The organism is Chthonobacter rhizosphaerae (assembly GCF_013839525.1).
Lineage (GTDB): Bacteria > Pseudomonadota > Alphaproteobacteria > Rhizobiales > Pleomorphomonadaceae > Chthonobacter > Chthonobacter rhizosphaerae.
Window position 1 is genome coordinate 806,679 of sequence record NZ_JACDIS010000001.1, and the last position, 13,209, is coordinate 819,887.

The window sequence follows — 13,209 nt, forward strand, 5'->3', positions numbered from 1 at the left end:
TCAGAAGATCCCCGGCGGCGCGATGTCCTGAAGCCGCACGGCTCCGCCGGTGCGGGCGCTCTTCAGCGCCGCGAGCCCCGTCAGCACCGAGACGGCGCCCGCCCGCGAGCCGGCCCGCTGGCCGAGCGGGTCCGGCCGCTCGCCCTTGAAGATCATGTCGCGCATCAGGTTGTCGCCGCCGTAGTGGCCGCCCGGCTGGTGCGGCATCTCGATCCGCTCCACGCCGCCGCCGAAGCTCCTCACCACCAGGATCTCGTCCGCCTTCGGCATCTCCCACGGCTGCTTCTCGTACTGCCGGAGCTCGATCCGGCCGAGATGCCCGTTGAACGCGATGTGGTGACCCTCCACCGGCATGTAGGTGTTGAGCGAATAGCTCACCTGGGCGCCGCTGGCGTACCGGATCACCGCCGTCATGGTGTCCGGGATGTCGATGTCCTCCCGGAACACGCAGGCGTCCCGCACGTAGCCGTCCACCTCGGACGGGTCCTCGTAGAGCGCGTCGAGGAAGCCGTCGGCGGCGAGGTCGAAGAAGTAGGGGCACTCGTCCCTGTGCGGGCAGATCCGGCAGCGCGGGCCGCGGAACGGCCCCTTGGCGCCATAGTGGAGAAGCTCGCCGAAGGCCTTCACCTCCACCGGGTCCGATCCGAGGTACCAGTTCAGAAGGTCGAAGTGGTGGGTGGCCTTGTGGACGAACAGGCTGCCGGAATTCTTCTCGAAGGCGTGCCAGCGGCGGAAGTAGTCGGCGCCGTGCCGGTTGTCCAGGTACCAGTGGAAGTCCACCGAGGTCACCTGGCCGATGGTGCCGGCGTCGATCAGTTCCTTCATCTTCGCCGCGGTCGGGGCGAAGCGGTAGTTGAACGACACGTCCACCCGCCGGCCGGTGCGCGCCTCCGCGTCGCGGATGCGGGCGATCTTCTCCACCGTCGTGGTCAGCGGCTTCTCGCTGATCACGTCCGCCCCGGCCTCCAGGGCCGCCACGATGATGTCGTCGTGGTTGTGGTCGGGCGTGCACACGATCACCAGCGAAGGCTTCTGCTCCGCCATCAGGGTGGCGAAGTCCGCGTAGAGCGGCGCGTCGCCGCCGATCATGCCGCGCGCCCGCTCGGCCCGCATCAGGTTGAGGTCGCAGATCCCGACCAGGTCCACGTGGTCGCTCCAGCCGGCGAGAAGCTCGCCGCCCCACATGGTCGTGCCGCGATTGCCTGTCCCGACCAGCGCATAGCGGGTGCGGTTATGGGTATTCGACATCAGATCCACTCCTCCGCCCGCCCTGAAGGACGGGTCCTCCAAACCGCCGCGCCACGTCACGCGCCGCGCGATCCTCACCAATCCGGCCGCTCCCGCGCATCGTCCTCGCCCGGAACGAAAGGACCCCGCTCCCGCCGAAGCCCCGATCTTCATCCCCCTGAGGCCAAGGGCCCGCTCCCGCCGAAGCCCAGACCATCCTTCCCCTCAGGGGAAGGTGGCCGGCGAAAGCCGGCCGGAAGGGGTCGTCTTTTCCCTCCAACGTCGGCCGCGCCGCCCGGAAAACCAAAAATACGACCCCTTCCGGCCCTTCGGGCCACCTTCCCCTGAAGGGAAGGATCCCGCTCCCGCCGAAGCTCGTGTCCAAATCCACTCCCCTCAGCACACCGTCCGGTAGCGCTCCACGCAGGTCCTCAGCACCTCGTCGCCCGGCCTGCCGCCCCAGTTCTCCGAGAAGATCTCCACCTCCTGGGGCCCGTGGAACCCCGCGGCCTCGATCATCGCCCGGAAGCCCTTGAGGTCGATCACCCCGTCGCCCATCATGCCCCGGTCGTTGAGCACGTGGAGCGTCGGCACCAGCCAGTCGCAGATGTGATGGGCGAGGATGCGCCCGCCCTTGCCGGCCCGAGTGATCTGGGCGGCAAGGTCCGGGTCCCACCACACGTGGTAGACGTCGATGGCGACCCCGATCCCGTCGCCGAGCGCGTCGCAAAGGTCGAGCGCCTGGCCGAGGAGGTTCACGCAGGCCCGGTCGGCCGCGTAGAAGGGGTGCAGCGGCTCGATGGCGATCGGCACGCCCGCCGCCCGGGCATGCGGCAGGATGGCGGCGAGCCCGTCCGCCACCATGGCGCGGGCCGCGCCGATGTCCTTCGATCCTTTCGGCAGGCCGCCCACCACCATCACCAGGCAGTCGGCCTTGAGGGCCGCCGCCTCGTCGATCGCCCGCCGGTTGTCGTCGATGGCCGCCTGCCGGCCCGCCGCGTCCGCCGCCGGGAAGAAGCCGCCCCGGCAGACGCCGGTCACCCTCAGGCCGTTCGCCGCCACGATCCGGGCGGCCTCTGCAAGACCCGTCTCGTGGATGTGCTCCCGCCAGGGCGAGATGGCCGTGATGCCGTGGTTCAGGCAGGCGTCCACGATGGCGCCGAAGCTGCCGATCTGGCGCACGGTCGCGAAGTTGATGGACAATCCGGGCACGGCTGGTGCGGTCATGGGCGTCTCTCCTCCGTCGTCTTGTGGTCGGCCGGGCGTTCGGGCGGCCCGGCCCGGTGGCCGCCGATCCGGCCTCAGGCCCGAAGCGCCGCGAAGGCCGCCTCCGCCGCCGGCCCGGCGACGCCGAGCCCGGGCGCCCGCAGCGCCGAGCCGAAGGCGATCCGGCCGCCCTCGATCGCGAGCCGCGGCCGCCCGCCCGGTCCGGCCCGATAGAGGTCGCCGTGGTGATCGAGGAAGGCCGCGGCCTCCCCGGCGCCCGCCCCTTGCATGCCGTCCACATAGTGGTGGCCGTTCCGCTCCACGTGGCCGGCCCCCACCAGGGCGGCGAGCACCAGGTCCTGCTGCACGGCGATGCCGGCCTGGGTGGTCAGGTCTTCGGCGGAGAGGAAGAAGCGCCCGTCCCCGGCCTCCGCGTTCCAGGCCGCCACCCGGGCCGCGTTGAGGAGCGACCGGTAGAGCCCCTTGCAGGACTTGGACGACACGCCCGTGTAGCCGAGCGCCTTCGCGGTCCGGAACGCCTCCATGCCGCCGTCGCTCTCGTCGATCTCCAGCGCCACCCGGTCCGCCGCCGCCGTCACCGGCCGCGACAGCGCCACCGCCCGGGCGATCGGCTGCTCCACGAACAGGAGGTTGGCGCGAAGCCGCGCTGCCCGGGGCTCCGCCGCCAGCCGGTCGAGGAAATCCACCAGCGTGTCGGCGTCCGGATACTGCTCGTTGCCGTCCAGCGTCACCCGGTAGTCCGGCAGCCGGTCCAGCACGGCCGCGATGGATGTCACACGTGAAACATCGCGCATGGGATCGCCGGTCAGCTTCAGCTTGAAACGGTCGAGCCCGTAGGTGCCGATCGCCGCCTCAAGGCTCTCCGGCAGGCCGTCGCCGATCCGCGCGCCGGGGTCCACCTCCGCCTCGGTCAGCGCGTCGGCGAAGCCCACCGTGTGCCGGGCCTTCAGGCTGTCGGCCGGATCGAGGCGCCCCAGGAAGCCGTCGAGGTCGAAGCCCGCAAGGTCCGGCGCGGTCCGGGCGTCCATGCCCGGCCGGTTCGCCCGGAGCGCGTCCGCGACGGCGACGCCGTCCAGCCGGCAGAGCGCGTCGAGGATCGCCCGGTCGACGAGCGCGAGCCCGAACGACGCCACCAGCCCCGGCAGGTCCTCGCCGGCCGCCACCGCATGGAGCGGCGCTTCCACCGCCGCATGCAGCCCGAAGGCGGTCCCCGGCCCGGCCGCCGACATCGCCTCGATGGCGAGCGCCAGGGACCGGCGGAGCTGCGCCTCGTTGTCCGCGTTGGACAGGTCCGGCGCCTTGTCGAACCACTTCGGCACCATCAGTTCGGCCGCATGGCCGAAGCCCGTCCGGCCCGCGCCGTCCTCGATCCGCACCCGCAGGAACGCCTGGCGGGCTTCCCTCAGGGTCACGGCGCCGAACCGGAACGGTAGGCGAAGACTCACGGGCCGCTCGAACACGGCGGCGTCCACCAGCCGCACGATGGGAAGATCCGTGCCCATGTCAGCCGATCCCGTGCACGGAGAGAAGCCGGCCCATCCGCCCGGCCGCGAGGTCCGGGTCCGTCAGGGCGTTGGCCTTATCGGCAAGCCGGAACAGCTCGGCCAGGTGCTGGACCGACCGGGCGCTCTCCTGGCCGCCCACCATGACGAAATGGTCCTGCAGGCCGTTGAGCCAGGCGAGGAAGACGACGCCCGTCTTGTAGAAGCGGGTCGGCGCCCGGAAGATGTGCCGCGACAGCGGCACCGTCGGCTCCAGGATGTCGAAGAAGGCCCGCTCGTCGCTCCGGCCGAGAGCCGCGAGGCCGGCCGAAGCCGCCGGCGCGATGGCGTCGAAGATGCCGAGCAGGGCGTCCGAGTGGCCCGCCTTGTCGCCGCGGATCAGCTCCGCGTAGTTGAAGTCGTCGCCCGTGTACATGCGCACGCCCGCCGGCAGGCGCCGGCGCATGGAGATCTCCTTCTCCTTCGACAGGAGCGAGATCTTGATGCCGTCCACCTTGGCGGCGTGGTCGGTCAGGATGGCGAGGCAGGTGTCCATGGCGGCGTCGTGGTCCGCCGAACCCCAGTAGCCCGCAAGGGCCGGGTCGAACATTTCGCCCAGCCAGTGGATGATCACCGGCTGCCGCACCTGCGAAAGGATGCGGCCGTAGACCCTGGCATAGTCGTCCGGCCCCTTGGCGGCGGCCGCGAGCGCCCGGCTCGCCATCAGGATGATGCGCCCGCCGTGGCCTTCCACGAACGCCACCTGCTCCTCGTAGGCGCGGATCACGTCGTCCACGGTCACGGCCGGGGAGGGGGCCAGGTGGTCGGTGCCCGCCCCGCAGGCGATCAGGGCGTCGTCGCGGCTCTTCGCCTCGGCGAGCGCCCGGCGGATCAGGTCCCGGGCGTCGGTCCAGGAAAGCCCCATGCCCCGCTGCGCCGTGTCCATGGCCTCGGCGACGCCGAGGCCGAGGTCCCACAGCCGGTGCCGGAAGGCGAGGGTGCGGTCCCAGTCGATCGCCGGCTCCAGCCAGGGGTCGTAGGTCGCCAGCGGGTCGGCCACCACGTGGGCGGCCGCATAAGCGATACGCGGAAAGTCCGCCGCCCTGCGCCGCGCCAGCTCCGGCGGCCGGCCGGTGAGCGTATAGGTCTCGATCGATCGGTCGGCGGTCGGCAGCCGGAGGCTCGTCATGGCTCAGGCCCCCAGCGCCGGCACGTCCAGCCAGCGGCGCTCGCGCCACGATTTCAGGCCCAGTTCGGCCAGCTGCACGCCCTTCACGCCTTCCATCAGGTCGAAGCGCCAGGGCGCGTCCTCGGCCACGTGGCGCAGGAACATCTCCCACTGCACCTTGAAGCCGTTGTCCGCCGGCCAGTTGTCCGGCACCTCGTCCCAGGTCTTGAAGAAATCGATCGTCTGCGGCTGGTCCGGGTTCCACACCGGCTTCGGGGTGTTCACCCGGTGCTGGGTCCAGCACTTGGTGAGGCCCGCCACCGCCGACCCGTGGGTGCCGTCCACCTGGAAGGTCACCAGGTCGTCGCGCCGCACCCGCACCGCCCAGGAGCTGTTCAGCTGCGCGACGACGCCGCCTTCGAGCTCGAAGGTCGCATAGGCGGCGTCGTCCGCGTCCGCCGCATAGGTCCGGCCGGCTTCGTCCACGCGCTCGGGAATGTGGGTGGCGCCGAGGCAGCTCACCGCCTTCACCTCGCCGAACAGGTTGTCCAGCACGTAGCGCCAGTGGCAGAGCATGTCGAGGATGATACCGCCGCCGTCCTTCAGGCGGTAGTTCCAGGAGGGGCGCTGCGCCGGCTGCCAATCGCCCTCGAACACCCAGTAGCCGAACTCGCCGCGTACCGACAGGATCCTGCCGAAGAAGCCGCTGTCGCGCAGCATCTTCAGCTTCATCAGGCCCGGCAGGAACAGCTTGTCCTGGACGACGCCGTTCTTCACGCCCTTGCGCCGGGCGAGCTCGGCCACCTCCAGGGCCGCCTCCACGTTTTCGGCGATCGGCTTCTCGCAATAGACGTGCTTGCCCGCGTGGATCGCCTTGGCGAGGAGGCCGGCCCGCATCTGGGTCGTGCCGGCGTCGAAGAACAGGATGTCCTCCGGGTTGGCGAGCGCCGCGTCCAGGTCGTCCGTGTAGCGCTCGATGCCGTGGGCCTTGGCGATCGCCGCCACCTTGTCGAGGTTGCGGCCGACCAGGATCGGGTCCGGCATCAGCCGCTCGCCGTTGGAGAGAAGCACGCCGCCCTGCCGGCGGATCGCCACGATGGAGCGGATCAGGTGCTGGTTGAGACCCATCCGGCCCGTGATGCCGTGCATGATCAGTCCGATGCGGACCATGGCGTCGTCCTCCCGTGTTCAGGTGTCGGTGGGTGGCTTCTTGTTGCGCCGGCCGGATCGTCGATGGGGGCCCGCCGGCGCGCCACTTGTAACTAGTTGGTTATAACCTGCCGCCGATCGGACCGGCTTGTCAACGGTCGAGACGAGGACAATCGGACAAAAGGCCCTCCGGTGACGGCGGGGGAGACCGCGCGGCGGAAGCGACACGCGCGCGCCGACAAGGCCGACATCAGGCTCTTTGTGGGCCGATGCCGGGGCGACGCCGGCCCATGTGGCCCCGGTTTTCGCCACCACGAAGCGACGATGTGGACCACGTGTGGGGGCGGATCACCGGATCCGCCCCAAGACGCAAGCGGGATTCGGAGGACGCGACGGGGAGGGGTCTCAGGCCTTGATGGCGGCCAGCGTGGTCGCCACCACGTGCTCGCCCCAGTGGTCCAGCATGGCCGGCGCCTCCAGGTCGCGCCGGAAGATGGTCGACAGCGTAAACCGATTCGAAAGGTAGAAGAAGCCGAGCGCCGCAATGGTCAGGTAGACGTCGACCGGGTCGAGCCCCTTCTTGAACACCCCTGTGCTTTCGCCGCGCTGCAACACGGCGGCGAGTTCCGTGATGAAGTTCGAGTGCATCGCCGTGATGGTGGGCGAACGCTTCAGGTGGCGCGCCTTCATCAGGTTCTCGGTGCCGAGCAGGCTGAGAAATTCCGGGTGGTCCAGGAAATAGTGCCAGGTGAAGAGGGCGAGCTCGCGGATGCCCTCCTCCGGGTCCCGGCGGGCGAGGTCCAGCCGGCGCTCGGCGAAGCGGATCGACCCGTAGGCCTCCTCAAGGACGCGCAGATAGAGCGCCTCCTTGTCCCCGTAATAGTGGTAGAGCATCCGCTTGTTGGTGCCCGCCCGCCGGGCGATCACGTCCACGCGGGCGCCGTCGAAGCCCTTTTCGGCGAACTCCCGGATCGCCGCCGCCAGGATGGAGGCGGCCGTCCGCTCCGGGTTGCGCGGGGCCGACCGGCCGCGCGATTTCGCCGGTTTTCCGCCGTCCGGCGCCGCGTCCGCGGCGGCTCTGCGGGGCGTCCGAGGCGCGCCGGGGGCCGCGGCCTTGGCCCGCGGCGCCGCGCCGGAGCGGCGGTCCGCTCCCGTGTCGTCCGCGTCCGCTCCGGTCGCCGCGCCGGCGCCCGGCACGGCCTCCCGGCGAGCGGCATGCGGCCCGTCACCCGACGCGCCCGTGGCTGCGCCCGGACCGGGGTCGTCCGCCGCCGGGCCGGCCGTTGCCCTGGTCCCGCCCTGGCCTTTGCTCTCGCTCACCGTCACCGCCGTCTGTCCCCAGTCCCAGCGGCTCATGCTATCCTTCGGGTGGTCCACGTCAAACGCCGCCACCGGGTGCTTGGCCCCGTCCACGTCGGCGACCGATCGCGCCGGTTCCTCGACCGTCCTGTCGTCCTCGTCGGTCACGTCGGCCACCAATCCTTTCCGATCAAACAGTATCCGAAGCGCATGGGATCCTTGACAAGCGCTCCCGACGATGCGCTACTTGTAACCGAATGGTTATAAACCGGCAACAGACCGGCCCATCGCCGGGGCGAAAGAACCCGCCCCTTGCAGTCTTGTTCCAGGGAGGAGCAGAGCATGTCCGACTTCCGCATCGACCGTCGCACGCTGATCAAGTCGTCCGCCGCCGCGCTGGCGCTGTCCGCCTTCGGCGCCCGGCCCCTGTTCGCCCAGGACCAGCGCCTTCGGTTCATCTGGTGGGGCTCCCAGGAGCGGGCCGACCGCACCAACAAGGCGATCGCCGCCTACCGGGAGATCAACCCAGGCCTCACCGTCGACGGTGAGTTCGTCGGCTGGTCCGACTACTGGACCCGCCTCGCCACCCAGGTCGCCGGCCGCAACGCGCCCGACCTGATCCAGATGGACTACCGCTACATCTTCGAATACGCCCGGCGCGGCGCCCTCATGCCGCTCGACGAGTATGTCGGAAACGCTCTTCAGATCAGCGACTTCGGCCAGAACAACATCGATGCCGGCAAGGTCGACGGCAAGCTCTACGGCATCAATCTCGGGGTGAACTCCTCCGCGGCCCTCTACGACGCTGCCGCCTGGGAGGCCGCCGGCGCCACGCCGCCGTCGAAGGCCGTCACCTGGGATCAGTTCGCCGAGAACTGCGCCGCCTTCGCCAAGGGCAACAAGAAGTCCAACTTCTACGCCACCGCCGACGCGAGCGGCCTGGAGCCCTCGTTCGAGCTCTGGCTGCGCCAGCAGGGCAAGGCGCTCTACAACGCCGACGGCAAGGTCGGCTACGAGCCGAAGGACGCCGCCGCCTGGTTCGCCTACTGGGGCGAGATCCGCAAGGCCGGCGGCTGCGTGACCCCGGACATCCAGGCTCTCGACACCCTGACGATCGAGACCAACCCGCTCACCACCGGCTACGCCGCCACCGGCTTCGCCCATTCCAACCAGTATGTCGGCTACCAGGCGCTCAACAAGTCCAAGCTGGTGATCTCGTCCTACCCGGTGCGCGAGGGCGGCCAGCCCGGCCACTACTACAAGCCGTCCATGCTGCTGTCGCTCTCCGCCGGCACGCAGGCGGCCGACGCCGCGGTCAAGCTCGCCAACTTCCTGGTCGCCGACGCCACGGGCGTCAACATCCTCGGCGTGGAACGCGGCGTTCCGGCGTCCGACGCCATGCGCGCCCAGCTCGCCTCGTCGCTCGACGAGACCAGCAAGGCCATGGTCGACTACATCGCCGACATCGAGGACGTGGTCGGCGCCCTGCCGCCGCCGCCGCCGAAGGGCGCCGGCGAGATCGCCTTCGCGCTCACCCGGATCAGCCAGGAGGTCGCCTTCGAGGCCAAGACCGCCGAGGAGGGCGGCGAGCAGCTGGTCGTCGAGGCCACGTCCATCCTCGAGCGGGCCTGACGGCCATGACCTCCCAGACGTCGTCCGTGGGAGCGGCCGTGCCGGCCGGAGGGCGCAGCGCGCCCGCCGGCCGCACCCGGCGGGCGTTCGGGCAGACCACCGCCGGCTACCTCTTCCTCGCGCCCTGGCTGATCGGCTTCTTCGGCCTCACGCTCGGGCCGGCGCTCGCCTCGCTGTGGCTGTCCTTCACCAACTACGACCTTCTGCAGTCGCCGACCTTCATCGGCACGGCCAACTACGTCCGGATCGCAACGGCCGACCCGAAGTTCGCGGCCGCCATGAAGGTCACCTTCCTCTACGTGATCCTGTCGGTGCCGCTGAAGCTGGTGTTCGCGCTTCTGGTCGCCATGGCGTTCAACCGCGGCATCCGCGGCCTGCCGCTCTACCGGGCGATCTTCTACCTGCCCTCGCTCCTCGGCACCTCGGTGGCCATCGCGGTCCTGTGGCGCCAGCTGTTCGCCGCCGACGGCCTCGTCAACGCGGCCCTTGCCAACTTCGGCATCATCGGGCCGAGCTGGATCTCGAACCCGAACTACTCGCTCTACACGCTCGTGGTGCTGTCCGTCTGGCAGTTCGGCTCGCCGATGATCATCTTCCTCGCCGGCCTTCGCCAGATCCCGACCGACATGTACGAGGCGGCGAGCCTCGACGGGGCCTCCAGGACCCGGCAGTTCTTCAAGATCACGCTGCCGCTCCTGACGCCGGTGATCTTCTTCAACTTCGTCATCCAGACCATCGACGCCTTCAAGGCCTTCACCCCGGCCTTCATCATCTCCGAAGGCACCGGCGGGCCGATCAACTCGACGCTCTTCTACACGCTCTACCTCTACCAGGAGGCCTTCGGTTTCTTCCGGATGGGCTATGCGTCGGCGCTCGCCTGGATCCTCGTGATCATCATCGCGATCTTCACGGCCTTCTCCTTCCTCAGCGCGCGCTACTGGGTGCACTACGATGACTGACGTCCCCTTCCACGGCGCCGCCCGGTCGTCCGTGACCCGGTCGGTCCTCATCCACGCGGCCCTGATCGTCGCGTCCATCCTGATGCTCTATCCGCTCCTGTGGATGCTGTCGGGTTCGTTCCGGCCGTCGGAGGAGATCTTCGGCTCGTCGTCGCTGATCCCCTCCTCGATCGACATCGGGGCCTACTGGCGCGGCTGGAACGGCCTGCAGGTCTCGTTCGGAACCTTCTTCTGGAACTCCTTCGTCATTGCGGTCCTGTCCACCATCGGCAACGTGATGGCCTGCTCGCTGACCGCCTTCGCCTTCGCGCGGCTCAACTTCCGGGGCCGGAACGTGTGGTTCGCCATCATGCTGGGCACGCTCATGCTGCCCTACCATGTGACGCTGATCCCCCAGTACATCCTCTTCCTGCATCTCGACTGGGTGAACACCTGGCTGCCGCTCGTGGTGCCGAAGTTCTTCGCCGTGGACGCCTTCTTCATCTTTCTCATGGTCCAGTTCTTTCGCGGCATCCCGCGCGAACTCGACGAGGCCGCGATGATGGACGGCTGCAGCCCCTGGCGGATCTACTGGAAGATCATGCTGCCCCTCTCCACCCCCGTGCTGGCCACGGCGGCGATCTTCTCCTTCCTGTGGACCTGGGAAGACTTCTTCGGCCCGCTCATCTATCTCAACGACATCCAGACCTACACGGTGCAGATCGGTCTCCGCTCCTTCGTGGACAGCACGGGCTCGTCCGACTGGAGCGCCCTGTTCGCCATGTCGGTGCTGTCGCTGATCCCGATCTTCCTGGTCTTCCTCTTCTTCCAGCGCCTGCTGATCGAGGGGATCGCCACCACCGGCATGAAGCGCTGAAGACGCCGATCGCCGAGGATCCCGGCGGGATCCCGATGGCCGCACGTTCCGGCGCGCGGTCCAGACCCGACCCTCACAAGGACAATGCCATGGCCCCGCTCCGCTTCGCGGCGATCGGTCTCAACCACGACCACATCCACGGACAGGTGCACGTTCTCCTGCGCGCCGGCGCCGAGTTCGTCGGCTTCCACGCCGCCGAGGACGACATCGCCGCCGCCTTCGCCGACAAATATCCCGGTATTCCGCGGGTTGCCGACGCCCGCCGGCTGATCGAGGACCCGAGCATCCAGATGATCGTCAGCGCGGCGGTCTCCTCGGAGCGCGCCGACCTCGCCATCGCGGCCATGCGCGCCGGCAAGGACGTGATGCTGGACAAGCCGGGCATGACCACGCTCGAACAGCTGGAGGCCGTGAAGGCCGTCCAGGCGGAAACCGGCCGCATCGTCTCCATCCTCTATTCGGAGCATTTCGAGACGGCCGTCACCGTCAAGGCGGGCGAGCTCGTGAAGGCCGGCGCCATCGGCGAGGTGGTGAACACGGTCGGCCTTGGCCCCCACCGGCTGCGCAAGGCCTCCCGGCCGGCCTGGTTCTTCGACCGGCCGCGCTACGGCGGCATCCTGACCGACATCGCCTCGCACCAGTGCGAGCAGTTCCTGTTCTTCACCGGCGCCGACGATGCCGAGATCCTGTCCGCCTCGATCGGCAACCGGGCCAATCCGGACACGCCGGGTCTCCAGGACGTGGGCGATATGCACCTCCGGACGCCCGCCGGCCAGACCGGCTACGTGCGGGTGGACTGGTTCACGCCGGACGGCCTGCCGACCTGGGGCGACGGTCGCCTGACGATCATCGGCACCGAGGGCTATATCGAGCTCCGCAAGTATGTCGACGTCGCCGGCCGTCCGGGCAAGGACCACCTCTTCCTGGTCGACCGGAAGGGCGTGCAGCACATCGACTGCCAGGACATGGACCTGCCCTATGGCCGCCAGCTGGTCGCGGACGTGCGCGACCGTACCGAAACCGCCATGCCCCAGGCCCGCTGCTTCAAGGCCATGGAACTGGCGCTGAAGGCCCAGGCCCTCGCCGAGGCCGCATCCGGGAGCATCAAGTCGTGAGTTCGCACATCAAGACCGTCGCGGTCGTCGGCTGCGGCATCGGCCGCTCGCACATCGTGGAAGGCTATATCGACGATCCGTCCCGCTGGCGCGTGCTCGCCGTGTGCGACCTCGACCAGGCCCGCCTGGACGCGGTGGCGGACGAGTTCGACGTGCCCCGCCGCACCCGGGCGTTCGCCGACCTCCTCGCCATGGACGACCTTGACGTCATCGACGTGTGCACGCCGCCCGGCTCCCACAAGGAGCTGGTGATCCAGGCGCTACGGGCCGGCAAGCACGTGGTCTGCGAGAAGCCGCTCGTCGGCTCCCTCGCCGACGCCGACGACGTGATCGCCGTGGAGAAGGACAGCCCGGGCCTCCTGATGCCGATCTTCCAGTACCGCTACGGCGACGGCGTCCAGAAGGCCAAGCGCATCATCGACGCCGGCATCGCTGGAAAGCCCTATCTCGGCACGGTGGAGACGCTCTGGAAGCGGACGGCGGACTATTACGACGTGCCCTGGCGCGGCAAGTGGGCGACCGAGCTCGGCGGCGTCCTGATGACCCACGCCATCCACCAGCACGACATGATGACCTACCTGATGGGTCCGGTCGCGAGCCTGTTCGCCCGGGTGGCGACGCGGGTGAACGCCATCGAGGTGGAGGACTGCGTCTCCGCCTCCTGGCTGATGGCGAGCGGCGCCCTGGTGTCGGCGAGCGCCACCCTCGGCTCGCAGGACGAGATCAGCCGCTTGCGCCTCGCCTTCGAGACCGTCACCTTCGAGAGCGGCGGCGGCTGCTACTCGCCGGGCGACGACCCCTGGACCATCCTGCCGGCCAACGACCGGGTCGCCGCCGAGATCGACGGGCTCCTGAGGGACTGGCAGCCGGTCGGCCGCCGCTTCAAGGGCCAGATGCGCGCCTATCACGACGCCCTCGTCGGGCGCGGCCCCCTGCCGGTCACCAGCGCCGACGCCCGGCAGGCCCTCGAACTCGTCACCGCCTTCTACACCTCGGCGGAGACCCGCACGGACGTGGCCCTGCCGATCGGCCCGGACCACCCGAAATACAGGAGCTGGCGCCCCGACACGGCCTGAAGGCCGGCAGCGCCGCCGAA

The 13,209-nt window shown here is 69.6% G+C and carries 11 protein-coding genes; 5 read left to right on the forward strand and 6 right to left on the reverse strand.

Annotation, left to right across the window (positions count from 1 at the left end; translation table 11 throughout):
- The 6 genes from HND91_RS03640 to HND91_RS03665 form a co-directional block, all read right to left on the reverse strand.
- On the reverse strand, nucleotides 1-1,248 hold the full coding sequence (locus HND91_RS03640) for a Gfo/Idh/MocA family protein (protein ID WP_181705132.1): 1,248 nt from the start codon (nucleotides 1,246-1,248) through the stop codon (nucleotides 1-3).
- A 375-nt stretch (nucleotides 1,249-1,623) separates the two neighbouring features.
- Nucleotides 1,624-2,454: a sugar phosphate isomerase/epimerase family protein gene (locus tag HND91_RS03645; RefSeq protein WP_181705133.1), complete on the reverse strand. Its 831-nt coding sequence runs from the start codon at nucleotides 2,452-2,454 to the stop codon at nucleotides 1,624-1,626.
- A 74-nt stretch (nucleotides 2,455-2,528) separates the two neighbouring features.
- Nucleotides 2,529-3,956 carry an enolase-like domain-containing protein gene (locus HND91_RS03650; protein ID WP_181705134.1) on the reverse strand — a complete coding sequence of 476 codons (1,428 nt, stop codon included), beginning with the start codon at nucleotides 3,954-3,956 and terminating at the stop codon, nucleotides 2,529-2,531.
- Nucleotide 3,957: 1 nt separating this feature from the next.
- Entirely contained in the window at nucleotides 3,958-5,124 is a 1,167-nt protein-coding gene (locus tag HND91_RS03655) for a dihydrodipicolinate synthase family protein (RefSeq protein WP_181705135.1), read from the reverse strand.
- A 3-nt stretch (nucleotides 5,125-5,127) separates the two neighbouring features.
- A complete protein-coding gene (locus HND91_RS03660; protein ID WP_181705136.1) occupies nucleotides 5,128-6,273 on the reverse strand; it encodes a Gfo/Idh/MocA family protein in 1,146 nt (381 codons plus the stop codon).
- A gap of 384 nt (nucleotides 6,274-6,657) precedes the next feature.
- On the reverse strand, nucleotides 6,658-7,449 hold the full coding sequence (locus HND91_RS03665) for a TetR/AcrR family transcriptional regulator (RefSeq protein ID WP_181705215.1): 792 nt from the start codon (nucleotides 7,447-7,449) through the stop codon (nucleotides 6,658-6,660).
- Nucleotides 7,450-7,893: 444 nt separating this feature from the next.
- Between HND91_RS03665 and HND91_RS03670 the strand changes: the two genes are divergently transcribed.
- The 5 genes from HND91_RS03670 (at nucleotide 7,894) to HND91_RS03690 (ending at nucleotide 13,189) form a co-directional block, all read left to right on the forward strand.
- Nucleotides 7,894-9,183 carry an ABC transporter substrate-binding protein gene (locus HND91_RS03670; protein WP_181705137.1) on the forward strand — a complete coding sequence of 430 codons (1,290 nt, stop codon included), beginning with the start codon at nucleotides 7,894-7,896 and terminating at the stop codon, nucleotides 9,181-9,183.
- Nucleotides 9,184-9,188: 5 nt separating this feature from the next.
- Nucleotides 9,189-10,142, forward strand: a complete 954-nt coding sequence (locus tag HND91_RS03675; protein WP_181705138.1) for a carbohydrate ABC transporter permease — start codon at nucleotides 9,189-9,191, stop codon at nucleotides 10,140-10,142.
- Complete coding sequence (locus HND91_RS03680) at nucleotides 10,135-10,998, forward strand: carbohydrate ABC transporter permease (RefSeq protein WP_181705139.1); 864 nt, start codon at nucleotides 10,135-10,137, stop codon at nucleotides 10,996-10,998. The genes HND91_RS03675 and HND91_RS03680 overlap by 8 nt, the downstream gene beginning before the upstream one ends.
- 89 nt (nucleotides 10,999-11,087) lie before the next feature.
- Nucleotides 11,088-12,113: a Gfo/Idh/MocA family protein gene (locus HND91_RS03685; protein WP_181705140.1), complete on the forward strand. Its 1,026-nt coding sequence runs from the start codon at nucleotides 11,088-11,090 to the stop codon at nucleotides 12,111-12,113.
- Entirely contained in the window at nucleotides 12,110-13,189 is a 1,080-nt protein-coding gene (locus HND91_RS03690; RefSeq protein ID WP_181705141.1) for a Gfo/Idh/MocA family oxidoreductase, read from the forward strand. The genes HND91_RS03685 and HND91_RS03690 overlap by 4 nt, the downstream gene beginning before the upstream one ends.
- Nucleotides 13,190-13,209 lie beyond the last annotated feature (20 nt).

What these genes read in the sequence shown, in the direction of transcription:
- HND91_RS03680 (WP_181705139.1), top strand. Translation starts at nt 10,135, where the DNA reads ATGACTGACGTCCCCTTCCACGGCGCCGCCCGGTCGTCCGTGACCCGG.
- HND91_RS03670 (WP_181705137.1), top strand. Translation starts at nt 7,894, where the DNA reads ATGTCCGACTTCCGCATCGACCGTCGCACGCTGATCAAGTCGTCCGCC.
- HND91_RS03640 (WP_181705132.1), bottom strand. Translation starts at nt 1,248, where the DNA reads ATGTCGAATACCCATAACCGCACCCGCTATGCGCTGGTCGGGACAGGC.
- HND91_RS03685 (WP_181705140.1), top strand. Translation starts at nt 11,088, where the DNA reads ATGGCCCCGCTCCGCTTCGCGGCGATCGGTCTCAACCACGACCACATC.
- HND91_RS03645 (WP_181705133.1), bottom strand. Translation starts at nt 2,454, where the DNA reads ATGACCGCACCAGCCGTGCCCGGATTGTCCATCAACTTCGCGACCGTG.
- HND91_RS03675 (WP_181705138.1), top strand. Translation starts at nt 9,189, where the DNA reads ATGACCTCCCAGACGTCGTCCGTGGGAGCGGCCGTGCCGGCCGGAGGG.
- HND91_RS03650 (WP_181705134.1), bottom strand. Translation starts at nt 3,956, where the DNA reads ATGGGCACGGATCTTCCCATCGTGCGGCTGGTGGACGCCGCCGTGTTC.
- HND91_RS03660 (WP_181705136.1), bottom strand. Translation starts at nt 6,273, where the DNA reads ATGGTCCGCATCGGACTGATCATGCACGGCATCACGGGCCGGATGGGT.
- HND91_RS03655 (WP_181705135.1), bottom strand. Translation starts at nt 5,124, where the DNA reads ATGACGAGCCTCCGGCTGCCGACCGCCGACCGATCGATCGAGACCTAT.